We start from the raw sequence: 22,645 nt of genomic DNA, 5'->3' as shown, positions 1-22,645 counted from the left end.
TGCTGTTTCTCCTCTGAAGATTATCGTTGCGAATAGACGCCTGCCCTTCGTTCCACCCACGAGACGAGGAAGGACGCTGGCATGCAGACAGCCACATAGAAAAGGCCCGCAACACCCAGAGCAGGAAAGTAAAAGAACTGCATGGAGCCTATATCGTAGGCTCGGCTGATCAACTCGGGCACCGCAATGGCAAAGCACAACGATGTGCCTTGAAAAACGATGATCGCAAATCCCATTAGCGCGGGTATTGCAACGCGAATACCCTGGGGCACAATGATGTAGCGCAGGCCATCGGCCGGGGTCATTCCCAACGCTATTACAGCCTCTTTCTGACCCGCTGGCACCGACTCCAGGCCCGCCCGGATAATCTCGCTGGTATATGCACCTGTATTCCAGCTCAACGCGATTGCTGCAGCCGCCATGGCTCCGACAGAGATGCCCGTGTTGGGCAGGCCGTAATAAACAAACTGTAGGAGGACAAGAGCCGGCGCGCCGCGACCGATTTCCACAAGCGCCAAACACAAATATCGGACGAGCTTGCTCTTTGCCTGAACTCCTAGTGCGAAAGCGAAGCCGAGCGGGATACCCAACCCCAGCGAAACTACGGTAATCTGAATGCTAATCAGAAAACCAGACCAGAAGGAGGGAAGCCAGCCAGCGACGTCTTCCCACGTCACTCCCATTAGCAATGCATCCATCAGCGTGAAACCTTTGCGCGAAGACGTCGCTCAGCTTCGCGAGACAATGCCGCGACCGGGAGACTAATGACGATGTACAGAAGACCGACGAAGGCGAAAATTGTCAGACCGCGATAAGTTTGCAGTGAAATCTGGTTTCCACGAAAAGCCAGATCCGCCACACCGATTGTAGAGGCGATGGCAGAATCTTTCATCAAACCGATCGCGTAAGTCGCAGCAGCGGGAATACAGACACGCACCATTTGGGGAATGATGACATCCGTATAAAGACGAAACCTGCTGAAGTTCAGGGCAGTCGCAGCTTCATACTGACCATGATGGATGGCAACTATTCCACCGCGATAGATTTCAGCCATATTGACCGCAGCTATCATGCTGAATGTTACAACTGCCGCCGCAAACGTGGTCAGCGTTAAAACGCCGGACCCAAGTCCGAAGAAAATCAAAAAGAGCCAGAGTATAGGCGGAACAGACCGCACCAAACTCACCAGTGCAACACTCATGTGGCGAAGTAGGAAGAACTTCGACTGGCTTGCCAGCATCAAGGGAAACCCGAAAATAGCTCCGAACAGCATGGCTAATCCTGTCAGAGCAATCGTCATCGGCAATCCGGCGAGAATATAGAGAGCGGATTCGAGCGTCATCTGTCGTTCACCGCACGGAGAAACCGCTTTGCACGTTCCGTCTGCGGCGCACGGATAACTTCGCGGCTTGGTCCGTATTCAACGATGTCACCATCGGCCATAATCATCACATGATCCGATACGTTTTCGGCAAAGCCCATTTCATGGGTGACCACGATCATTGTCATGCCGCTTTCAGCCAGCTGTCGCATAACGGCCAGCACCTCTAGCCCGAGTTCGGGATCAAGCGCCGAGGTTGGCTCATCAAAAAGCATCACTTTGGGATCAAGCGCCAGTGCGCGTGCGATCGCAATCCGTTGCTGTTGACCACCCGAACAGCGAATAGGGTACTGCTTCGCCTTATCAGCCAGACCGACGCGCTCAAGCAGTTGCATCGAAACCTCGTCCGCCTCCGCACGACTGCGCTTTAACACCCGCTCCTGTGGCAGACTAACGTTGCGCAGCACGCTAAGATGCGGAAACAGATTGAAAGATTGAAAAACCATTCCCAGATTACGTCGCAACTGGAAGAGCTGTTTATTGTCTGGCTCAATCCCACCGGTAAGTGTAAGCCCTCGTACCAACAAGGTACCGCTATCTGGCGCCTCAAGATAATTGATACATCTCAGCAACGTCGACTTTCCAGATCCGCTAGGACCGATTATTGCCAACACGTCGCCCGCAGGGACTTCCAGATTGATGTCTTTCAACACCGTGTGCTCGCCATAGCTCTTGCTTAGGCCGGTAATCTTAATCTCTGCAGATGTACTCATTCTGTCCTCCATGGAAATAATGGATGATCTTTTGGATCTACTACGCAGATTTTCTCCCGCGATGGTTGACACCCTCGAGATACATTTTATCGCCAAAGGTAAGACGAATGATTTCCATTGAATTAGGGCAGCCAAATTCTGACTGTTTGAGTGTGAACATTTTTCTTCCCCTGCGACGTTCTGCCGTCGCTTCTTTTTAATACTCAATATCTACCGATGAGTTTCGATTACCGTCAACGCTAATTCGAAACCGCTTGACATAACCTGTCGTTATGGGAGACTGGCCGCATAAGGGGAAAAAATGACAAAATTTCGCACCAGACTCCCTCCTTTTGCTGCGTTGGTGGCATTCGAGGCAGCAGCCAGGCTAAAAAGCTTTACCGATGCTGCTGACGAATTGGGCGTGAGCCAGCCAGCGGTAACACGACAAATTCGTGACTTTGAGAATGTGATTGGAGCGCCCCTTTTCGAGCGTCTCCATCGTTCCGTCGAACTGACGGAGCGAGGTAAGGATCTCGCGGAAACACTATCTAGAACATTGTCTGAGATTGCAGACTCTGTCGAAAGATTGCGGGTTAACCGCGCTCCTGTTGAGCTGAAAATTACATCCTACGTCTCGTTCTCCAGTCTTTGGCTCGTCCCAAGAATCACACGATTTGGAGCGCGATATCCCGAAGTTGGCATACAGGCCGTCAGTCAGCACCGTGGCGACGAATTGAAGATGGGATCCGCAGATATTGCCTTGCGGTATGGTATGGGAAACTGGAAAGATGGCGAAGTCCACTATCTTTTCCACGACCAGCTTTTTCCCGTTTGCAGCCCTGACTACCTTCAGGCCAACGGTGGTTCAATCCAACTGGAAGACCTATGGCAACACAAGATCATCGATTGTGACAACCATGGGGAATGGCCCGATTGGCCTGAATTCATGAATCATCATGGGATACACGGGAATCGATTGAAAGTCGCTCACCACTATACCTATTATACAGATGCTTTGATGGCTACCATTGCCGGCCAGGGAATACTCATGGGATGGCAGTCGCACATTTACGATTATCTGGCGAATGGTCAGCTCGTGCGTTTCTTACCTAACACGATGCAAAGCCCAAATGGGCACTACCTTGTCGTTAAAAACGAAAGGAAAGATATTGCTATTGTCTGCTCTTTGATCAGTTGGCTGAAAGAAGAAGCTGACAGAACTATGAAAAGTGGATCTTCTTCATGGCAAAAATTATAAGCAAAGATCAACTATAGGCTCACGTTTCAAGGGCTATAAAAGTTGTTACGTGCGGGATGTGGTTCTACGCGCTGAGGTCGTGCATTATCGGCGCGGATGCTGGGTGACACCGGACGGTAAAACAATCCTTGCGCCGCTACCTGCCGGAATTGTCGGTGGCTATGGCCCGAGCCTCAGACGGTTATGCCTGATGCTGCATGCACAAGGACAAGTCACGACGGAACGATTGTCGGCATTGCTCAATGACATTGGCATGGACATCTCCAAGCGCCAGGTCGTGCCCCTGATCTTCAAAGGGCTTGATGGGTTTGTCGCTGAGGATGCTGCCGTCCTGCATGCTGGCCTGGTGTCGGCTGCTTATGTAACGGTTGACGACACTGGTGCCCGTCATGCGCGTGATAATTCCTACACTACTCATATTGGCGGCCCGAACTTCACCGTTTTCCGCACCACGCCATCGAAGTCACGCCTCAACTTTCTGAGCCTGCTGCGCGGCAATTATCAGGACTACGTGCTGAACGACGCGGCCTTCGATTATCTGGATCAGCGATATGGCACCGACCCCACCATCGTGGCCGGGCTGCGAACTCGAACACCGCAGCACTTCTGCAATGAGGTCCCGTTCCTTCACTATTTGGCTAACAAGGGTATCGACATCTTCGACACGGAGAATATCCGCCCGCTCGCCGCAGCGGGCATCTGGGGTGCGATCCGCCATCATGGCCTGATCGGCAACGCGATCATCGTTTCCGACGATGCCGGCCAGTTCCGCGTCGGCACTCATGCGCTATGTTGGGTTCATTCCGAACGATTGCTGCAGAAATTGATGCCGACGACGCCTGGACAGAAAACAGGTCGAGACCATCCGGGACCTGATCTGGCGTTTCTATAAAGCGCTGAAGGCCTATCGGCAAAAGCCGGATGCGCGGCTCGCTGCCGGTCTCGAAGCGAGATTCGACCGCATTTTTGCGATCCGCACTGGCTATGACGATCTCGACAAGCTCCTGTTGCGGTTGTCGCGCCGCAAGGCCGAGCTGTTGCGGGTGCTGGACCGCCGGAAATCCCGCTCAACACCAACGCTTCGGAAAACGATCTGCGCAGCTTCGTCATCAAGCGGAAGATCTCTGGCGGCACAATGAGCCGTGACGGCCGCATTGCCCGCGATACGCTGCTTGGCCTGATGAAGACGTGCCAGAAGCTGGGTCTATCGTTCTGGCACTATCTGGGCGACCGGCTGGAGATCGGCAGTCCGGAGCCGATCCCGCCGCTCGCGACATTGATCGCGGCGCGGGCCTGAACACTTCCCTCCCCTTTCGAACCAGGAACGCTGACCGCTCGCAAGATCAGTACAGCAGCGCGCATCGGGTCTGCCGAGATTGCCTACGCGTTCGACACTGCCACGGAATTTGCCCCGCTTACCCCAAATTTCACGCTGAATATCACCCGCGCTTCATGGACTAACATATTCAATATACAGGATAAATAAGACAATACGAAACCGAAACTAGCTCTTGCTTTCGTTACCGTGACATGAACCATACGGGCTTATAACCTCCGATAAGTATCGCTTATCGAAGCTTATTGATTTAAAGCCGCAAATCAGCGAAAGTCAGGGCCAAAGCCGCGCCGCAGAAAGCCGCTTTCAGGCCAATCAAGGAGTTTGCCCGTGCCATCAGCGCCCGTTTCCGCCGTCGAACGGCGCGCCGAAACACTCGACACGATAGCTGCTGTCTTGCCGATGAACAGACGCGACATGCTGGCAGGCATTTTGACGGATGAGGATGTCGAGACGCTCCGCCATCTGGTCAATGAAGGCATGGGCGAAAACACCCTGCGCGCGCTAACCTCGGATCTGGCCTATCTTGAAGCCTGGTCAATGGCCGCAACCGGCAGCCCCCTCCCCTTTCCGGCGCCGGAAGCCCTGCTCCTGAAATTCGTCGCCCATCACTTATGGCGGCCGCAGCAACGTGAGATCGAACCTGATCACGGCATGCCAGCCGACGTGGAAGGGGAATTGCGCCGACAAGGCTTTCTGCGCGTGTCGGGACCGCATGCGCCAGCAACGGTGCGCCGGCGTCTCGCCAACTGGTCAACGCTGACCCGCTGGCGGGGGCTGGAAGGATCGTTTTCATCGCCTTCCGTCAAATCGGCTATCCGGCTTGCGGTGCGCGCTCTGAACAGGCCGCGCAGCCGCAAGAGTACCAATGCGATTACCGGCGATATTCTGGGCAAGCTGCTGGCAACCTGTTCCGGCGAGGATCTAACCGCTATCCGGGATCGGGCCATCCTGATGGTGGCCTTCGCCTCGGGCGGGCGCAGGCGCAGCGAAGTCGCCGGCTTGCGTGTAGAACAGCTCATCAAACACCCCCCGGTCACCGATGAGGACGGCTCTCCCCTCCCCTCGCTCGGCATTCATCTTGGTCGCACCAAAACCAGTGGTGCCGATCACGATGAAATCGTCTATCTGACCGGCCGACCCGTCGAAGCCCTCACCCGCTGGCTGGAAGCAGCCAGGATCGACAAGGGCAGCGTGTTTCGAAAAGTCGATCGCTGGGGCAATGTGTCCACGCGAGCGCTCGAACCCAGCGCCGTCAACCAGATTGTCAAACAGCGCGCGCAAATGGCAGGTCTCAATGCAAAAGAATTCTCAGCCCACGGCCTGCGCTCTGGCTATCTCACCGAAGCAGCCAATCGCGGCATTCCGCTCCCCGAAGCCATGGAACAATCGCGCCATCGCTCCGTGCAGCAGGCGTCCGACTATTACAACAATGCCAAACGGCGTAGCGGACGGGCGTCAAGGCTGCTATGATACTATTCACGGAGGGACCTCCAACTCTTCGACCGCACTAAGCATGAACTGGATCGCGCTTACTTATAAACTGCCACATGCAGCTTGTTAACAGCGGTCGTTCATCGTGATGACCGCTCGAGAACGTGCCTGATCAGCTACGCTGGCTTGAAAACAACAGCGTGGGGTTTAGTTCTTCAGTGCCGATATATGGATTGGCATGGATCGCAAGAATCCACAGGCTGATCGAAGCCGTTGCCGAATAAAGTAGCAAGGCATGCCTCCCAGCCCGCACCCGATCCGCATGGGTCGAGGCAATAGTGGCGATAGTCAGGAATGTCAGCGCCAGTACAAGATACCATTTATATTGGTCGATGGACGTATTAGCGATAGCGATGCGATCATTGCGCGCATTCTGAAGCTCGTTAAAATCATGAATGAGCTGGGATACGATCGGAGAGGGCGTGCCGTCGCTGGCCACCGTCTGGACAACGGAACGAATGGCAAGAAGCGACTTCTCCACCTTGGGCGAAGGCACGATATTGTCATCGGCTCCCCATTCATCTGACACCACCAGATTCCGATAGGTTTCCACTGCGTTCTTAAGTCTCTCATTGTTCAGGACCGTGGGATGAGCAGTCCCCAACATTCGAAATATCGCAGACCGTTCGTTGCTGGTCGCGAGATCCGCTCGAGAATTGAGTGTCCATGCATCTGCCGCGACGAAGCCGAGAGACAAAGCCCATGCGGTGGATATCGTGCCGACAAAGGCTCCAATGGGCACCGAAGTCGGATCTTTCAACGCCCGCAGGCCCCGCAGCTTCAGAAGGAGCCAGCCGCAGGCATATAAAAGCGCCCCGAAAAAGCAAAATGCCAAGAATGATACGTAAATCGACATCCCCAGTAATGTTGCCATGAACGCCCCCCCAAAAAATACGTTGGCGCAACTCATTATATAGAGGGCGTAAATAAACCGTGTTCTCTGGAAGGGAATTGGATATAGGTCCTCTGGTTTATCGCGGCGTTTATTCGAAGTTACACAGAGTGTGACGACCGATCTGAATGAAATAGATCAATGTTTTAAAATCTCTTTTCAGCACAAGTCTTCTCCGGAAACCGTTTTACCCTTTTCGGGGAGGCCTCTATGTAGAATTTTTGCAATTTCGGCTTTACTAATTGATTACGAAGAGCGGTGTATTGGACAATGGGGTATCATCGATTCTATTCTTTTGGGTTGGGGCAAAGAATTGAGACTGGAAGCAGAAGTCGACAGCGTTGAAACACAACGCTCAAGTGAAAAAAGTTCGCTCCTTTCCCTTGCCATCATAATTGCGACAGCGTCAATTTTCGGGCTCACTTACAGCCTGACGGCTCCGCTGGTGGCGCATATGCTTATCAAAAGCGGGCTGACGGAAACGCTTGTCGGTGCCAATGCCGCCATGCATGCGCTCGGCGTCCTGTGCATAGCCCCCTTCCTTTCGGGACTGGCTATCCGCTACAAGCCCAAATATCTCATCATGGCCGCGCTACTTTCATCAGCGTTGCTTCTGATCCTGTTTCCAATGGTGCCTAGTTTCTGGTTCTGGTTTCCGTTGCGTTTCCTGCTGGGAATTTCTGCCGAAATTCTGTTCGTATTGACGGAAACCTGGGCCAGCGAGCTGAGCGACAATAAAAATCGCGGACGCATCATGGCGACCTATACGGCGTCGCTCTCGCTGGGTTTTGCCGGCGGCCCGCTGATCCTGTCGTTTACGGGGTTTGAAGGGCTGGTGCCATTTGCAATCGGGGCGGTCGTCGCCCTCCTCGCCTTTGTCATCATAAGTCTGCCGGGACTTCGACAGATTGAAATGGCCCAGCAAAAACACTCAAATTTCTTGCGTATGATGCGACTGTCGCCCATTGCCATGGGAACAACGGCAATCAATTCGGCAGTTGAAACAGCCGGACTGTCTTTCCTTGCCATTTATGCCATGCGGCTCGGCTGGAACGAAACCGAAGGTGCACAACTGATCACGGTTCTCATGGTCGGTGCCATTGCGCTGCAGCTTCCCATCGGCTGGCTATCAGACAAGATGAACCGGGTTACACTGATGATCGCCCTAACGGCGGTTTCCGCAATAACGGCATTTCTCTGGCCCCTGCTTCTATCGGTGAGCTGGCTGGCCTACCCGGCATTGTTCATCTGGGGCGGAATTTTCGTTGGCATTTATACGACAATGCTCGCGATAATCGGCTCGCAGTTCCGTGGGGCGGACCTTATCAGCGTCTATGCGGCGATGGGGCTGTTCTGGGGCGGTGGCGCCTTGGTGGGACCGATGCTGGCAGGCGGTTTTCTGGACGTGATGCAGCACGGCCTACCGACCTTTGTGGGAATGGTCTGCGTCGTTTTCATGGTGTTCGCCCTGATCGTAAAGCGCACGCTTAAACCCAGTGGAGACCCCCAGGCATGATACGCATCGTTCTTATTCTCCTTGGTCGCGAAATTATCCAGCGGCACTGGAAAATATTGCTCATTACCGGCGGCGTCTGGCTTCTCCTCGGCACATTCATCGCTATAGATGCGCTGGACGGAAAGACGATCATTCCGTCGCGCTTTTTTGGCTATTTCCTGCTGCCGGAGGCGGCTGTCGGCCTCCTGGCTGCCGCGTTCAGTCAGGGAACGGCGAGACGAATGCGTGTCGTGCAGGGTATCGCGTTGTTCGCGGTCGCCTTGCTGATCCTCAGCGCCACCCCCGCCAGCCACTTCACGCTTGCGATGGTGCTGGGGTTCTGCTTCCTTGTGGATGGCAGTGTGCGCATTGGCAGTGCATGGGTTGTCCGCTATCCCCGCTGGCGGCTGGGGTTGATGGGCGGCATTGCGGAAGTTTGCATCGCCATTGCAACGCTTCAGCCATGGCCAACATGGTACGCCGGAACAGTTGCCTTCAATGTCGGCGCCGTCATGATCCTTACCAGCCTTGGCATATTGAACATTGCGACACGGGTGCGACGGCTGGAAGAAGGCGCATCGATCAGCAGTATCTTCAACAGAAATCCTTTATGGAACAAGCCGGATTCCAGCTCCCTCGCCCATTCTGCCAATCGCAGCGAGCTGATCGTCCATGTCTGGACTCCCACAGGTCAGGTCATGACCCCGCTTCATCAAAGGGCCATCAATCGATATATCGCAGCCGTCGATACAAACGGCGTCATTTCCACAGGCCATGCGGCTCTGGAAATGGCCCCACACGTCTATATCAGCCATTATCCGGCAGTCGAGATCGACCGATCGCCGGACGAATTCACCCGGACATTACGCGCCACCGCAGACAACAATGTGCCCGGACGTTTCCTGCCAAGCTATCAGGAAGAATCCGCCGAATGGTGCCAATCGACGGTGCAGGTGGTGATCAAGAATATCGACGCATCGCGATTGAATGCATTCTGGCAACATTACAGCGCAGACAACACCTATAATCTCACAAACCGCAATTGCTCAAGTGCAGTCGCTGATGCTCTGGATGCAGCGCTGGAAGGTGTTTATCGTGACCACAACTGGCCAATAATGACAGCGTTGCGCGCGATCATTTATCCTGAGCTATGGGCAGCGGGACTGATGCGCAAACGCGCAGAATCCATGGCGTGGACGCCCGGTCTGGTGCTGGATTATGCGCGCGCATTGTCGGCTCTGGTCGATCCGCCAAAATCGTTCTTGACGTTTCCCAAACTTCGCCTGCTAAAAAAATACGCAAACACGAAGCAGGACATAAACTAGGACACGTCTCGCATATATCCGGCCTAGCTAGAGCGGTTCCGGTTAATACGGAATCATCAGAACCGCTCTAACTATTTGTTTTACCGCATTGTCCTACGCAAAACCGCTTCGCACTTTTGCTGGAAATGCTCTAAGTACCGGCAGGCTGCCGGATGACCGTAGAAAACTGTTCGCGCTCCATTGAGCGAACCGGCGTCAGCAAGGCGCGCTGCTGGATTTCACTGAACGGCAGGTCGCTGTTCATGAGCAGCTCATTGTCATAGAGAAACTCCGGCAGATAGCCGGAGAGCAAAACCCTGTAATCAAATGGAAAACCTGGCTCCAGCAGGCGAACAAGGTCGAAAACGACCGTCGTGCAATTGGACGTAAGTGTATTGTAGAAGGCCGGGTTTCTGGCAAGATCGTTGGCCTTTTCGATATATTTGAGCAACATCGCCTGCATAAGCTCTTGATCAACATCGACCGGATATCGATAGACGCGCTCGTCGCGGGCATTGGTTCTCAAATAAACAATGTCCCGTTCTTCCGCCGCTATCATCGCCAATTCGAAACTTCTGAAAAAGCCACCCAGCGAAGAAAATTCCTGACCTTTTTTCTTGCGGATTTCGGCTGAGAACACCAGATGGCGACCATCTGCAAAGCCGAATGAAATCAATGTATGTGCAATGGCCGGATGCGTCCAGTAAGACAAGATGACATCCACCGAATTGAGTTCGCTCAACCTGTACGTCCCGGATTTCCACCTCGGCACAAATATCCGGCTGTCATTCCATGTGAAGTCACGAATGTTGTGAAATGTCACCTCGTCGCCCTGAACATCCGCTGTCACCGTGTGCTGGACATCTGCCGCCCAATCCCGCGTGAGCGAGGGCTTCATCGAAAACCAGGAGACCAGAAAGAGGGAACCGAGGCAGATGAATGCGACGTTACTGAAGCTTATCAACTGGCTGCTCGAACGCGGTGAAAACAGGACCGAGATATAAGCTGCAAGAACAAGCGCGGTCAGGGCCATGACACAGATTTTGATCGTCTGCCCCACCTGCAAATGAAACCAGAGCGCCATTGCCGCCCATAACACAATCATCGAGCATAGCGATGCCCAGGCAAACATAAAAAGCAGTTTGATCATGGTATATTCTGTGGCCTCGGATCGGCAGTCATAAATGGTAATATTGAGAGAACCGGGTTGGTGCTGGCGCTACAATGGCCCCGACGCCAGTGTTTCAGACGATGATAGATTTTGTTGGAGCATATTCGGGCTAACCGTTTTTTTGACGCCTGCATCGGACTGGACTTCGCGAATGGCGTTCTGGAGGACGGCGTTTCTTTTAAACGCCACGCGACCAGCGGCAATCACCTGATCCACCTGTTCTGTCGGAAGCACGAAGCGGGTTGGCACTTCATTGAAACTTGCAGCCATGCCAGCGGGAAGATCTTGTATCGACAGGCGTTGTACATGAAACCGGACATCGCGGCAGTTCCATCCTTTCAACGAGCCGCGATAGCGCGCTACCGTGGCTGCAGACAGGCCGCACCGATATGCAATGAGTTCGTCGCGCCATTGCGTTGTCGCCAGCTTCAGCGCATCGAACCCTTCCCTGACCGACGAGGAAATGGCAGTATCCGTAACCGCACCGAGGATTTCAGAAATCCCTGGCCCTTGCAGCTCCTTTACCCATGGATATTCCATCTCACGGCCAGCATCCACGACAATGTAAAGAAAAGTCTTCAGCTTCACTGCATCGGCAAGCGACAATGGCCCATAGGGCGTTTGCGCCGAGGCTCTGGCCATCGCAAATGGCGTAAGCCCCAGATTATCCGTCAGCGCGCCATCGAGCAATTTTATGAAATTCACATTGTTCGACCGGTAAGTGTGCAGTGCGCGCCCATAGGCCTTCAACCTATACGACGCCTCGGGATCGGCCATGACTCGGCTTAGCCAATCGGGCTGGCGATAGGTGCAGGCACCATGGTTGGATGCAACCGAAATGGGCTTGAAAACGACCGGAACCGCCGCGGACGCCGCGACTGCGTCAGCAATCCGCACATCCTTCAGATTGCTGCACAGTGCTGCAAAGGTTTCTACGCTGAAGTGAAATGGAACCCGGTTGTAGATATCCGATGCAGAGATCCAGATCGATGGCGCATTGGACCAGTCAAACTTTGAATAGGTCGCACCATGGAAAATATTGTCGTCGAGCCAACGGGCAAGCGAGGATCGGTCATTTGCGCCGCCATTCAGGACGCCAATGGCGACTGCTGGCGACAATGCATTGGTGCGCACGCGTTCTTCAGCGTTCCTGACCAGAAACGTTTCACGGAAATCCCGATAATCATCGCGCCCTTTCATGCCGAAATAGGCTGCAAGAACCGCGCCTCCAGACACGCCAGATATGATCCTGATATTATCGACCAGGCTTCGCTCATAGGGATATTCGTCCACGATCGTATCATCGAGCGCCCGCATGACTCCATAACCAAAAGCTGCCGCCCGCGTGCCGCCGCCAGAAAATGCCAGGCCAATGATCATTGCGCCATCATCCCCGTGATCCGGAACGAAATGATTGTTAAACGCGAATAATTGAGACGTTGAACGATTGATCGGCCCGACATCGGATACCGCGCAGCCCGTAACAAGAACGCTGACAACAAACCCTGTTATCAAGAAAAGAAACGATCGATTCTGTATCATGCCCCCACCCCAATTGAACGACAATTAACACTGCCATTGAAGCAAAAGCAAATGGCAGATCAAGGAACGTATCTCCCGCCACAATCTAAGGATTTAAAGTATCGTCGAGTTGACATTTTCTCCAATCGGTCGCACCCATTTTAGGAAAACAGTTCTTTTGAAGCCCTTCTCACGGCACTGTTCTCCGCAAGGGACGCCAAGTGTTCTTACCTTTCATTTTTTCGCCAAGGACGAGCTATCATACTACGGATTGCTCGGTGTCTACCGAGGCTCTCGGCTTATCTCTTTTCGCCGCCTACCGTGATCATTCCAGCTTATCCATCCCTCTCCCTGTTTATAGATTTGGACCTTTTAACTTAGGTAGGCCGCTGGCGCGCAACGGTTGTTTTGATGACGGTTTCCTCGTCTACCCATTAAGATCGCTTCTGATGGCGGTTTAATTGCATAGTAAAACTCGCTTGCAACTAACCATTTTCTCATGCATGCCTTATTTGAACAAAGCCGCTTCAAGCGCGGGAGAAACAGCCATGTCAAAACGTCAGGCCACCAGTGCGTTGCCCCGTCCCGCTCGCCTCATCGGTTACGCACGCGTCTCGACCGACGATCCGGTCCATGATGCACAGATGGACGAGTTGCGGGCAGCTGGCTGTGATCGCATCTTTCAGGAGCAGGGTTCCGGGACTTCACGCGCCCGCCCGGTCCTGACCCGGCTGCTTTCGGAACTCGTTGCCGGTGACGTTCTCGTCGTGGTCCGGCTGGACCGCCTCGCCCGCTCGGTCAGTCACCTTCTGCAGGTTATCGAAGATCTCGAACAACGCGGCATCCACTTTCGATCTATCCGTGATCCCATCGACACATCCACGCCGCAAGGCATGTTTTCTCTGCAGGTGCTGGACGCCGTTGCACAGCTCGAACGCGCGCTGATTGCAGAACGGACCAAAGCGGGGATCAAAGCTGCAAAGGCGCGCGGCAAGCTTCCGGGAAATCCCGGCTTGAGAGAGCGCAAGCCGGAAGCGATCCGGGCGGTATCTCAAGCGCGCAACAAACGCTATCTCGATGAACTGATCACCTCGGCACAGACCTGGTTGCCTCTGGTGCAACAAATGCGCCCGGTCCACAGCTGGGAGAATATCGTACAGGTGCTCAATAGGCGCGGACATGACTGGACGGTCGAGCGTCTGCGCCGCGCCGTGCATCGTCTCGTCCGCGAAAAAATCGCCGACAAGAAGCTTGTTGCCCGATCCCCTCGCCGCATCCCTTCTGATCACCTGATGAAACTGGTCGCCGCAATTGCGATTGCCGATCCCGGATTGTCGCTTCGCGATATCGCGGCCCAGCTCGATCAGATGGGAGAGCGGCCGACGCGCGGTGGGAGGAAATGGCAGCCTTCCTCCGTTCGTCACCTTTTAGATGAAGCCCACCGTTTTGGTCTCATTCGTCGCTAAGCGCCTGACCGGTCATTCGGCCGAGAGGCCGTCTTTCAATCAATGTGACAGACAATCCTCCGTCATTGGAACTTTCGATAATGCAACACAATATGCGTTACATGTGCCGCCCAACATCCATACGCCCGTGCAAAATACGCACAACAAGCAGCGTGTTCTCGTGCTCCCGGAAATAGATCACATGGGATCCGACGGCATATTTGAGATAACCTGGTCGGATGTCCGTCAACCGACCACGCTTGCTCCCTTCCGTTAACCCTTCAAAAGCATCCATGACGTCAGTGATATAGCTGTTTGCTTGCTCCAATGACCATTCGCGTAAGGTGTAAACCCAGATATCTTCGAGATCGGCCTCGGCAAGCGGTGTAAGCTGATACCCATCAAAGCGCATGCTTCGTCTTCATTCTCTGCAGGAAGCCCTCACGATCCAAGGGCTTCGACTGACCAGACTCTTCGCCCGCAATCAGCGCCTCCTGCAAGGACCTAACGCGCGTTTCATGTTCTTCTAAAAGGCGCAATCCTGCACGCACAACATCACTGGCAGAGCCATAGCGCCCTCCCCTCACCTGTGAATCGACGAAATTGGCGAAGTGATCACCGAGGGTAACTGATGTGTTTCGTGACATATATTCACTCCTTTACGCGATTGTACCAATAATTGGTACCAACGCAAGAGCGATTGCCCAGTTCGTATACGGCGCCAAACAAAACGGGTTCAACGCCAAGCTCAGTGAGCTTCTAGCTTCCGCTGAGCTACACTGAGGTACTGCAATTGGCAGTTATGAGGCCCAAAGCGAACGCTCGACCGACGACACCTAGTTGCTGTAGGGTCGAAAAGAAACACCCGGTGGAGGCAATGAATGCCCTATGGAGTCAGCTTGAAAAGCTGCAACGCTACCGCAGTTGAAATCCTGAAGCTTTGGGATGAGGCGAGCGTATTTGAACCGAAAGGCTCGATGCTGGAATTAGGATATCCGCCCCATCTGACACTTGCGGTGTTCGAGCAATGGCCAGGCGACGTTAGCGCAATCATGGCAGAGGTCTTTTCAGCACAGGGAAAACTTTTAATTACCTTCTACACAGTAAAATATTTTGACAATGAGACTATGATCCTCTGGACAGAGCCGCGTTCGAACCACGCTCTATCTGGCCTACACAGCAGATTACACGGCCACTTCGATCCCCTGAGCTGTCACGAACATTACCGCGTTGGTCGCTGGGTTCCTCACTGCTCCTTGGCAACTAACGTACCGCAGTCAGCCAGAGCGGCAGCTATCGGCTGGGCAGAAACCAGAAGACTCGCGTTCGCCGTCGAATTCGACTCGGCAGATTTCGTTCAATTCCCGCCGGTCGTGATACATGAAGAACTGCGATTACGCTGAATGACCGGTTTGGGCGCAGCGGTCTATTCTTCAGTTCGTTACCGCACCAACGATAGGAACGATTATTATGGCCACTTTCATTCTGATAGCCGGAGGCTGGCAGGGCGGTTGGGTCTACCAGAAAGTAGCGGATATCCTCGCAGGGCACGGGCACATAGTTGTGCCAATCACACTTTCGGGGCTCGGTGATACACCTGCCCCATCGGCCAATCTTGAAACTCATGTAAGCGAGGTCGTTGATGTCGTGAAGTCGCATAGTGACGACTTGATCCTTGTCGGGCAATCCTACGGAGGAATGATCGTGAGCGGCGTAGCGGACGCCGTTCCGTCGCGCATCCGTTCACTGGTCTATGTTGACGCTTATGTCCCAGAAACCGGCGACTCGGTCTGGTCGCTGACAACACCGCGCTTTCGAGACATGTTCATCGCAGGTGCAAAAGGTGACGGGCTGAATTGTGCCCCGCCTTCCAATCTGGACCCACGATGCCGCCCACAACCGATCGCGACATTTCTCCAGTCAATCACTTTAACCGGACGCTGGCGTGAAATACCTCGTAAGGTCTTCGTTGGCGCACATGGATGGGATGGAAGTCCATTCCTCGACCTTTACCAACGCTTGAGCGAGGAAACGGATTGGTCAACCTTTTCTCTCGATTGTGGCCACAACGTAGCTCGACTGGAACCAGAGGCATTGGCCCGAATAATGCTGACCCAGGCCCGACCAACCAGAGAAGCCTTCCCGTAGATGCATAATTATTGCTGCCGTCACTAGCGCCTACGTTCCACAACCGGCGTAAATGGGCATCTTCTCACAGACTACCCAATTTCAAACAAGGACTTCAACGTCAGCTCACCATTCATTTTAACACGACAACTGAATGGTTGTTCCATTTGCGCTGTCGGTAGAAATCGCGCTCGTGGTATTTCAGACCTCACGGATAACCGGTGCTGTCGTTCTCCTGGCAGCCACCATCTGGTATCTCGCATGCTTGACACGGTGGTCCACCAACGATGGCGTTTCCAGCACACCGAAGGCGTTCGCAAGGGCACTCGGCACCCTCGTCTTTGGGGCGCTAGGCTTTATGACGATAGTCGTTGTGGTCCCACTGGCGATCGTCCAACGTTGCGTACAGTACAGCTCGCCTAAAGCGCCGTTCGATCGCACAAGAAGTCGTTTTCCTTGTGAAGCACTTGGCCCGTTCACCGAATTCAATGACCTCGATCTACTTCACCAACTGGTTGCCTAACTCATTCCCACAGCGCAAGCGCGGGGATCGTCCGTGCTTTCACAGAACTTCTTCGCTGCGAAGCACCACGGGCCGAACTCCATTTGCTTCACGAGACTGGTGACGCTACGGTCCATATCCATTTACGCGACTGGGTCGCAAAATGTTGCCAAGTTTATCATGGTCATCTCTTTGCACGATATTCCCATTGGATCGCTATTGCGGGGATCAGGAAAAGGACGACGTTCAGACTCTTCCAGAACCCGATGATATTGGCCATGTACATGTGGGTTTGATCGACGCTAAAGCCAAAAAAGACGGACATCATACTCGTTGTAATGCCGCTGAGCGACATCAACCACGCAAAGATGATAAATAGCAGATTGATCAGGAAAGCTTTTAGCAGAACGTTTCTAACTCTAAGCGGCGTTTCCATCGAAATGCTCCCTTGTTAGTAATGCGCCTAGTCTACTTTGCTCAGCACAAACCTTCTCATTGTAACCCATCCGGCGCGATTTTCCGCGGTCTTTTCCGACAATTCCACAAACGCGACAATCACCCTTGTCAGTTATCGTCCTGATCACAATCTCTGATTATGAGGTTGAGCACGCACCTGAAAGCCACTTTCGCCTGTTGTTAAAGCTTATGGATCATCACCATCATCGTAGTCCTACCGATGTGATCACTTATCTTGTTCACTCTAGGAGAGCTTGACGTTGATCTCGGGCGGAGGCATCCACAAGACAGTCTCGGCAAATGAGTGCCACTCGCGACCCCGTCTCGGCGACGACTAGCCGTTCTTGACTATTCGACGAGAGCACAGGGTTGAAACAACAGGCCAAGGCAACTTCGGACCAGATTTTACCAGCATGTGAACAAGGCGACATACCAGCGATTACATTGATGTTGGCCATGGCCAACTTTTCTACGTTCGCTCGAAAGTCAGAGTTGGCCATGGCCAACTCTGGGTCTTTTTCTTCGTAAGCGATTGAAAATCATACGATTTGCCATGGTTTACGAATCGTGTAATTTTAGATACGGATTTTTCACATTTTCTGCTTATAAAGCGCATCGACAGGAGTTATTCGATGCTACAAGACAAAAGCGCTTTTGCGCAACTTTCGTCAGATGCGCGTATTCAGCGGCATGCCAAACAGCTTTCTAAGCAGCTACAATTGCTGCGGGAAAGATTGTTCCCGCCGACAGCAGAAAAGCTACTCAGGACTTTCACATCCGGAGAAGCAGCGCAGCTTGTCGGCGTATCAGATGGCTTTCTTCGCACATTATCAAATGAAGGACGAGGGCCAGCTCCTAACCAATCTGCTTCTGGACGCAGATCATACACGCTCGCGCAGGTAAATGAATTACGTGAGTATATGGCGAATGCCAAACCGAAGGACGCTTTGAATTATCTTCCTCGGCGACGACCGGGCGAGAAATTGCAAACGATAGCGGTTTCAAACTTCAAAGGCGGCAGCGCCAAGACCACAACTACCATTTACCTAGCACAGTATTTGGCTTTGCAGGGGTATCGCGTCTTGGCAGTCGATCTTGATCCTCAGGCTTCCCTCTCGACTATGCTCGGCATTCAGCCAGAATTTGATCTTGGGGAGGGTGATACACTTTATGGAGCGATCCGCTATGATGATCAAAAGCGTGCCATGAAGGATATCGTACGGAGAACGTATTTTACTGGCCTTGATCTAGTTCCAGGCAATCTTGAGCTTATGGAGTTTGAACACGAAACGCCGACTGCACTCCTTGAGCGAAAGACATCAAATGCAGATATCTTCTTCAAGCGCGTGGGTAACGCACTCAGCGAAGTGGAGGCAGATTACGACATCGTCGTTATCGATTGCCCCCCGCAACTTGGGTACCTAACCCTCGGAGCCGTTTGTGCCGCGACCAGCATCCTGATCACGGTGCATCCTCAAATGGTGGACGTGGCTTCCATGTCGCAGTTTCTATTAATGACTTCTGATCTGTTGTCGGTTGTACATAAGGCAGGTGGAGAACTGCAGCATGACATGATCAAATACGTTATTACGCGCCATGAACCGCATGATGGTCCCCAAGCACAAATCGTAGGTTTGTTAAGAAGCCTGTTTGGCGAAGAAGTCCTCGCAGCAACCGTTCTAAAATCGACGGCCATTTCAGACGCAGGTCTCAGCAAGCAGACGCTATACGAGATCGAGAAGGGCCAAGTTCGACGACAAACATATGACCGCGCTATCGAATCTTTGGACGCGGTGAATGGGGAAATTCTAGCCGGAATCAACAAAGCATGGGGGAGACCATGAGCCGCAAGAATATGCTCGCTGATATGATTGCCGCCACAGCACAAGAGGCATCTCAGGATGAAAGCGGAGACGAGTTGGCCATGGCCAACTCAGGCAACGCCCCCCAAACTGAAAAGCGCGTACTAGCAGGATCGGTTAGAACGATGGGGCTCGCCTTAGATCGTATAGAGAATGAGAGTAAGGCACTCCATGAAGCCTTGGCGTCCGGTGAAATCGTTATAGAGCTCGATCCTAATTTCATTGAAGGTTCGTTTATTCGAGATCGCTTAGACAACGAACTTAATGAGAATGACGAACTAGTGCAATCCATCCTGGCAAACGGGCAGGAAGTTCCTATTCTGGTTCGCCAACATCCTAATAAGCCTGACCGCTTCCAAGTTGCCTATGGCCATCGACGACTGGCCGCTCTTCGACTACTCAATAAGAAGGTGCGGGCGGTTGTTCGACCACTAAGTGATGAGCAGTTAGTAGTAGCACAAGGTGTCGAGAACACAGCGCGCAAAGATTTGAGTTACATCGAGAAGGCACTATTCGCATACGGCTTAGAGAACAAAGGATTTACGCGCGATATCATTGGCCAATCAGTTTCGTTGGATAAGGGAGAGCTTTCAAAGCTAATTTCGGTCGCCAAACGCGTCCCTGACGATTTGATTAGAACGATAGGGGCCGCTCCTGCCGCTGGCCGACGTCGTTGGCAAGACCTAGCCGACCTACTCGAAGATGCTCAAAAACTCAAAACGGCTTACGATGTGAGCTCCAATCAGCAGTTTCATCACCTTAACACAGATGACCGGTTCACCACTCTCCTCAGAGCATTAACGGCCCACCCTGAAAAGGAACCCATCCCTTCAAGATCGTGGAACTCTCAGGATAGAAAGGCGACATTCAACGTCACCCATAAGGCGAAGAAGGTTTCCATAGAGCTATCAAACCCGAGCGGAGTTGTGTTCGGAGAATGGTTGTCGGATCGTTTGGATTCTCTTTATGAGGAGTTCCAACACTCTAAAAGACTGAACAACGGAGATTAATACCAAAAGAAAAAGGCCCCCAAAACGTTGCCGTCGTGGAAGCCCCTCTCAGATTAGACACCTAGAGAATCGCATTTCCATGAATCAGTGTCAAGAGTCGTGAGCGTCTTTTTGGCGGGCGGATTTCTTTTGCCTTTTGAAAGGTGAGAGGGAATGCAAATTCTGAAGACCGACACGTCCGCATTGCGTGGGCGAATGAAGGCGTTTGCCCAAAATACAGACCGGCAAGAGAAGCCGAAGCAGGGGAGGGGTGTAAACAGATGGGCGCTCTACAAACAACTCTGCGTCGCTAAGGCAGAATTCGATCTAAACGATCGTTGCCTTGCCGTGCTGAGCTCGCTTCTGTCATTTCTGCCTGATGACGAATTGGCTGCGAAAAGCGGTCTTGTCGTTTTCCCATCCAACCGACAGCTTTCGCTGCGCGCCCATGGCATGCCGGAGTCTACGCTGCGCCGACATCTGGCCTCCCTGATTGAAGCCGGGATCATTGCGCGCAAAGATAGTCCAACGCGTAAGCGCTATGCTCATAAGGACAGGGAAGGCGGCGTCGAGCTTGCTTTCGGCTTTTCCTTTGCACCCTTGCTCGATCGCGCCTCTGAAATTGCTGCTATCGCGGATAAGATTCTCGCCGATCAGAAAGCGCTGAAGCGTCTTCGCGACGAAGTTTCCGTCATGCGCCGAGATATGGCGGCAGCTTTTGCGGATAGGGCCGAAGAAACAGGTGAGCTCAGTGAGTGTCTCGAAGCACTGTTCGTTCGCTTCCGCGCCATTGTCGACGCTATTCCTCGTCGTGCATCTCTTGATGAACTGTCCGCGATCAGCTTCAATTTAGAAACCATTCGTGGTGAATTGGCTATCGCTCTGAAAACAATAGAGATTGTTCCGGGAATGAGCGGCAGCGACGCCCAGTATGAGCGGCAGCATAATGAATCCCTGCCAGAATCCCTTTTTGAATCTCAAAATGGCAAAAAGATTGTTTTGAACGCATCTTCTGCGGAAACACCAGTTTCTGTGAAGCCTGAAGAAGGAACTTCTGGCGAGTTAACGCCATCCATTTCTCTCGACCAGGTGCTTCGATCCTGTCCAGATATTCGCGAATATGGTGCGAACGGAATTGGCACATGGCGTCAGCTTCTCGATGCTTCGCGTATCGTCTCAGGCTTTCTCGGCATCAGCCAATCAGCCTATCAGGAAGCGATCCGTTTCATGGGGCCAGAAACCGCTTCGACGGCCATTGCATGGATTCTGCAGAAACTATCGGCCATTAATTCGCCTGGCGGATATCTACGATCTCTGACACAGAAAGCGAGGGGAGGGACCTTTTCAATCCGCCAGCTTCTGTTTTCAGGAATGAAGGCAAGTGGGCATCTCGTCTCAATATGAGACTGCGTTGACCCGTTTGTTAAGGCACAGCCATGAGTTGGAAACGTCTATCGCGAATAAGCCAAATTCTGGGCTCCGGCCTGATCGCGGGATTGCTTTGTTGGCTGGTCTGGGCTGGTGCACGGGGCCTCGTTGACATCATACAAAACGGTAGGATCGTCAATCGACGAGGGCCGGACGTTTATGTGAGCGATAACCCCATCATATTTTGGGCTTTAACTGGATTTTTCGCGCTCGGTGTCATTCTCATGGCTGGTCTGGCGTTGATCTGCTTATCGCACTGGTTTTCCCTTTTTCGACGTTCGAACCGTTAGGCGAGCGGTTTTTGTATGGGTAAACGGTTCGCCGACGGCAACCAAAAAAGATGGGCGTCTCGGGTCCGGTTACCAGCAATGCGCGCATCGAATACCGCTGATTAAGGGAGATCGGAAATATAAGCGTAGGCCGCTCGTACGAAGACCATCGCCGCCAGATTGCAGCGATGGACCTGGCGACAAGTCTGCAGAATGCCGATTCAGATCGGTAGAACGTTTTCCGCTTTGGCTTTTCCTGTCTTTCGATCCTGACCGATTTCGTAGCTGACTTTCTGGCCCTCTCGGAGTGATCCGCCTGCTTGTAACAAGCCGGAGACATGCACAAAAACATCAACACCGCCATCTTCCGGCGTGATGAAGCCAAAACCTTTGTCAGAATTGAAAAATTTTACCGTGCCCGTTGCCATATGGATCCTCTTAAATGGAACGACGTTTGCTTTGCCGATGAGACTATTGAATGCGCAGTGGACGCGCAACCGCCGCGTATCGCGGCCACCCGATCGATTGATCATTGAACCAAGTTCCCGCTGGCCATATGACCAGTAGGAATTCTTGTGAGGAGGCGCAGACTTGAGTGTACTATTCCTGAACGGGTCAGGCAGTTTGATTTGTGACGGCGTTGATGCCGGCCAGATCGAATTTAGTATTGCGGATCCTTCGAACAGTCCGGATACGACCAGGCGTGGAAAACTCTGGGGGAATAAGCAGGCTATTGCTGCCGCGATGGATGCCCAGAAAGTGCAACTGAAACCTTCTGATGTTTATAATCTCTTATCCCTGGATGTCGAGGAGATTGACCGGCAGGGTGGCGTATCGTTCAGTGTCCTGTAGCAGGCCAAGCGAAGTGGCCTTTTTGGATCAGTCAAGCATTCCATTCGACGACACGTCTTCCGAAAGGAAGGCACGGTCAGTTGTACTTGATGCGAGGAGGATGTACGCGAGCGTCGTTACCACGACGAAAGCTATCAACATGACAATCACCGCCACCAGCAACCGGGC

General features: G+C 53.0%; 21 protein-coding genes and 1 pseudogene. 12 read left to right on the top strand and 10 right to left on the bottom strand.

Annotated elements, in window-relative coordinates:
* Positions 1-20: 20 nt before the first annotated feature.
* From ABWW11_RS21435 to ABWW11_RS21425, 3 genes are read right to left on the bottom strand one after another with little or no spacing between them, the layout of a single operon-like run.
* A complete protein-coding gene (locus tag ABWW11_RS21435; protein ID WP_319080997.1) occupies positions 21-698 on the bottom strand; it encodes an amino acid ABC transporter permease in 678 nt (225 codons plus the stop codon).
* Positions 698-1,342, bottom strand: a complete 645-nt coding sequence (locus tag ABWW11_RS21430) for an amino acid ABC transporter permease (protein WP_151654247.1) — start codon at positions 1,340-1,342, stop codon at positions 698-700. Before ABWW11_RS21430 ends, ABWW11_RS21435 begins: the two co-directional genes overlap by 1 nt.
* Positions 1,339-2,106: an amino acid ABC transporter ATP-binding protein gene (locus ABWW11_RS21425; protein ID WP_151654245.1), complete on the bottom strand. Its 768-nt coding sequence runs from the start codon at positions 2,104-2,106 to the stop codon at positions 1,339-1,341. Before ABWW11_RS21425 ends, ABWW11_RS21430 begins: the two co-directional genes overlap by 4 nt.
* A gap of 289 nt (positions 2,107-2,395) precedes the next feature.
* Between ABWW11_RS21425 and ABWW11_RS21420 the strand changes: the two genes are divergently transcribed.
* The 3 genes and pseudogenes from ABWW11_RS21420 (at position 2,396) to ABWW11_RS21405 (ending at position 6,143) form a co-directional block, all read left to right on the top strand.
* Complete coding sequence (locus ABWW11_RS21420; protein WP_151654243.1) at positions 2,396-3,334, top strand: LysR substrate-binding domain-containing protein; 939 nt, start codon at positions 2,396-2,398, stop codon at positions 3,332-3,334.
* A gap of 16 nt (positions 3,335-3,350) precedes the next feature.
* A pseudogene (locus ABWW11_RS25290) lies at positions 3,351-4,631 on the top strand (IS66 family transposase); the annotation flags it as partial.
* Between the two features lie 441 nt (positions 4,632-5,072).
* Positions 5,073-6,143 (top strand): site-specific integrase, encoded by a 1,071-nt coding sequence (locus ABWW11_RS21405; protein ID WP_502904885.1) that lies wholly within the window; start codon positions 5,073-5,075, stop codon positions 6,141-6,143.
* 133 nt (positions 6,144-6,276) lie between these two features.
* On the opposite strand, the gene ABWW11_RS21400 is transcribed toward ABWW11_RS21405, so the two are convergent.
* Positions 6,277-7,038 carry a bestrophin-like domain gene (locus ABWW11_RS21400; protein ID WP_109366593.1) on the bottom strand — a complete coding sequence of 254 codons (762 nt, stop codon included), beginning with the start codon at positions 7,036-7,038 and terminating at the stop codon, positions 6,277-6,279.
* A 130-nt stretch (positions 7,039-7,168) separates the two neighbouring features.
* Between ABWW11_RS21400 and ABWW11_RS21395 the strand changes: the two genes are divergently transcribed.
* On the top strand, positions 7,169-8,572 hold the full coding sequence (locus ABWW11_RS21395) for an MFS transporter (protein WP_319081281.1): 1,404 nt from the start codon (positions 7,169-7,171) through the stop codon (positions 8,570-8,572).
* Entirely contained in the window at positions 8,569-9,876 is a 1,308-nt protein-coding gene (locus tag ABWW11_RS21390; RefSeq protein ID WP_191192606.1) for an HdeD family acid-resistance protein, read from the top strand. The genes ABWW11_RS21395 and ABWW11_RS21390 overlap by 4 nt, the downstream gene beginning before the upstream one ends.
* A 130-nt stretch (positions 9,877-10,006) precedes the next feature.
* Here the strand turns inward: ABWW11_RS21390 and ABWW11_RS21385 are convergent, their stop codons facing one another.
* Positions 10,007-11,005 (bottom strand): Lnb N-terminal periplasmic domain-containing protein, encoded by a 999-nt coding sequence (locus tag ABWW11_RS21385; protein WP_191192605.1) that lies wholly within the window; start codon positions 11,003-11,005, stop codon positions 10,007-10,009.
* A 69-nt stretch (positions 11,006-11,074) separates the two neighbouring features.
* On the bottom strand, positions 11,075-12,568 hold the full coding sequence (locus ABWW11_RS21380; RefSeq protein WP_319080623.1) for a patatin-like phospholipase family protein: 1,494 nt from the start codon (positions 12,566-12,568) through the stop codon (positions 11,075-11,077).
* Positions 12,569-13,095: 527 nt separating this feature from the next.
* Between ABWW11_RS21380 and ABWW11_RS21375 the strand changes: the two genes are divergently transcribed.
* Complete coding sequence (locus tag ABWW11_RS21375) at positions 13,096-14,013, top strand: recombinase family protein (RefSeq protein ID WP_109989470.1); 918 nt, start codon at positions 13,096-13,098, stop codon at positions 14,011-14,013.
* A 97-nt stretch (positions 14,014-14,110) separates the two neighbouring features.
* Here the strand turns inward: ABWW11_RS21375 and ABWW11_RS21370 are convergent, their stop codons facing one another.
* Both ABWW11_RS21370 and ABWW11_RS21365 read right to left on the bottom strand, forming a co-directional pair.
* Positions 14,111-14,404, bottom strand: coding sequence for a type II toxin-antitoxin system RelE/ParE family toxin (locus tag ABWW11_RS21370; protein WP_138787158.1), 294 nt, complete (start codon positions 14,402-14,404; stop codon positions 14,111-14,113).
* On the bottom strand, positions 14,394-14,639 hold the full coding sequence (locus tag ABWW11_RS21365) for a type II toxin-antitoxin system ParD family antitoxin (RefSeq protein WP_109366597.1): 246 nt from the start codon (positions 14,637-14,639) through the stop codon (positions 14,394-14,396). The genes ABWW11_RS21370 and ABWW11_RS21365 overlap by 11 nt, the downstream gene beginning before the upstream one ends.
* A 234-nt stretch (positions 14,640-14,873) precedes the next feature.
* On the opposite strand from ABWW11_RS21365, the gene ABWW11_RS21360 reads away from it, so the two are divergent.
* Together ABWW11_RS21360 and ABWW11_RS21355 are read left to right on the top strand one after the other, a co-directional pair.
* Positions 14,874-15,395, top strand: a complete 522-nt coding sequence (locus ABWW11_RS21360) for a 2'-5' RNA ligase family protein (protein ID WP_319080622.1) — start codon at positions 14,874-14,876, stop codon at positions 15,393-15,395.
* 67 nt (positions 15,396-15,462) lie between these two features.
* Positions 15,463-16,140 carry an alpha/beta fold hydrolase gene (locus tag ABWW11_RS21355; RefSeq protein WP_240579133.1) on the top strand — a complete coding sequence of 226 codons (678 nt, stop codon included), beginning with the start codon at positions 15,463-15,465 and terminating at the stop codon, positions 16,138-16,140.
* A 665-nt stretch (positions 16,141-16,805) separates the two neighbouring features.
* Here ABWW11_RS21355 and ABWW11_RS21350 read toward each other — a convergent pair.
* Complete coding sequence (locus ABWW11_RS21350; protein WP_240579132.1) at positions 16,806-17,057, bottom strand: hypothetical protein; 252 nt, start codon at positions 17,055-17,057, stop codon at positions 16,806-16,808.
* A gap of 652 nt (positions 17,058-17,709) precedes the next feature.
* Here ABWW11_RS21350 and repA point away from each other — a divergent pair.
* The 3 genes from repA to repC all read left to right on the top strand — a co-directional run bounded on the left by repA (position 17,710) and on the right by repC (position 21,332).
* A complete protein-coding gene (gene repA / locus ABWW11_RS21345; RefSeq protein ID WP_319080620.1) occupies positions 17,710-18,921 on the top strand; it encodes a plasmid partitioning protein RepA in 1,212 nt (403 codons plus the stop codon).
* Positions 18,918-19,949, top strand: coding sequence for a plasmid partitioning protein RepB (repB, locus tag ABWW11_RS21340; protein WP_319080619.1), 1,032 nt, complete (start codon positions 18,918-18,920; stop codon positions 19,947-19,949). Before repA ends, repB begins: the two co-directional genes overlap by 4 nt.
* A 153-nt stretch (positions 19,950-20,102) precedes the next feature.
* Positions 20,103-21,332: a plasmid replication protein RepC gene (gene repC, locus ABWW11_RS21335; RefSeq protein WP_319080618.1), complete on the top strand. Its 1,230-nt coding sequence runs from the start codon at positions 20,103-20,105 to the stop codon at positions 21,330-21,332.
* 514 nt (positions 21,333-21,846) lie between these two features.
* Here the strand turns inward: repC and ABWW11_RS21330 are convergent.
* Complete coding sequence (locus ABWW11_RS21330) at positions 21,847-22,053, bottom strand: cold-shock protein (RefSeq protein WP_247997960.1); 207 nt, start codon at positions 22,051-22,053, stop codon at positions 21,847-21,849.
* A 163-nt stretch (positions 22,054-22,216) separates the two neighbouring features.
* Here ABWW11_RS21330 and ABWW11_RS21325 point away from each other — a divergent pair, with 163 nt between their 5' ends.
* Entirely contained in the window at positions 22,217-22,477 is a 261-nt protein-coding gene (locus ABWW11_RS21325; protein ID WP_247997959.1) for a hypothetical protein, read from the top strand.
* Positions 22,478-22,645 lie beyond the last annotated feature (168 nt).

It is taken from the genome of Brucella sp. NBRC 113783, assembly GCF_040372265.1.
Lineage (GTDB): Bacteria > Pseudomonadota > Alphaproteobacteria > Rhizobiales > Rhizobiaceae > Brucella > Brucella teleogrylli.
Note: the sequence above shows the minus strand (reverse complement) of the source record. Positions and strands in the feature narration are given on the sequence as shown.

Coding starts and splice junctions, on each gene's coding strand:
- ABWW11_RS21435 (WP_319080997.1), bottom strand. CDS start 698: ATGGATGCATTGCTAATGGGAGTGACGTGGGAAGACGTCGCTGGCTGG.
- ABWW11_RS21430 (WP_151654247.1), bottom strand. CDS start 1,342: ATGACGCTCGAATCCGCTCTCTATATTCTCGCCGGATTGCCGATGACG.
- ABWW11_RS21425 (WP_151654245.1), bottom strand. CDS start 2,106: ATGGAGGACAGAATGAGTACATCTGCAGAGATTAAGATTACCGGCCTA.
- ABWW11_RS21420 (WP_151654243.1), top strand. CDS start 2,396: ATGACAAAATTTCGCACCAGACTCCCTCCTTTTGCTGCGTTGGTGGCA.
- ABWW11_RS21405 (WP_502904885.1), top strand. CDS start 5,073: ATGAACAGACGCGACATGCTGGCAGGCATTTTGACGGATGAGGATGTC.
- ABWW11_RS21400 (WP_109366593.1), bottom strand. CDS start 7,038: ATGGCAACATTACTGGGGATGTCGATTTACGTATCATTCTTGGCATTT.
- ABWW11_RS21390 (WP_191192606.1), top strand. CDS start 8,569: ATGATACGCATCGTTCTTATTCTCCTTGGTCGCGAAATTATCCAGCGG.
- ABWW11_RS21385 (WP_191192605.1), bottom strand. CDS start 11,005: ATGATCAAACTGCTTTTTATGTTTGCCTGGGCATCGCTATGCTCGATG.
- ABWW11_RS21380 (WP_319080623.1), bottom strand. CDS start 12,568: ATGATACAGAATCGATCGTTTCTTTTCTTGATAACAGGGTTTGTTGTC.
- ABWW11_RS21375 (WP_109989470.1), top strand. CDS start 13,096: ATGTCAAAACGTCAGGCCACCAGTGCGTTGCCCCGTCCCGCTCGCCTC.
- ABWW11_RS21370 (WP_138787158.1), bottom strand. CDS start 14,404: ATGCGCTTTGATGGGTATCAGCTTACACCGCTTGCCGAGGCCGATCTC.
- ABWW11_RS21365 (WP_109366597.1), bottom strand. CDS start 14,639: ATGTCACGAAACACATCAGTTACCCTCGGTGATCACTTCGCCAATTTC.
- ABWW11_RS21360 (WP_319080622.1), top strand. CDS start 14,874: ATGCCCTATGGAGTCAGCTTGAAAAGCTGCAACGCTACCGCAGTTGAA.
- ABWW11_RS21355 (WP_240579133.1), top strand. CDS start 15,463: ATGGCCACTTTCATTCTGATAGCCGGAGGCTGGCAGGGCGGTTGGGTC.
- ABWW11_RS21350 (WP_240579132.1), bottom strand. CDS start 17,057: ATGGAAACGCCGCTTAGAGTTAGAAACGTTCTGCTAAAAGCTTTCCTG.
- repA (WP_319080620.1), top strand. CDS start 17,710: ATGCTACAAGACAAAAGCGCTTTTGCGCAACTTTCGTCAGATGCGCGT.
- repB (WP_319080619.1), top strand. CDS start 18,918: ATGAGCCGCAAGAATATGCTCGCTGATATGATTGCCGCCACAGCACAA.
- repC (WP_319080618.1), top strand. CDS start 20,103: ATGCAAATTCTGAAGACCGACACGTCCGCATTGCGTGGGCGAATGAAG.
- ABWW11_RS21330 (WP_247997960.1), bottom strand. CDS start 22,053: ATGGCAACGGGCACGGTAAAATTTTTCAATTCTGACAAAGGTTTTGGC.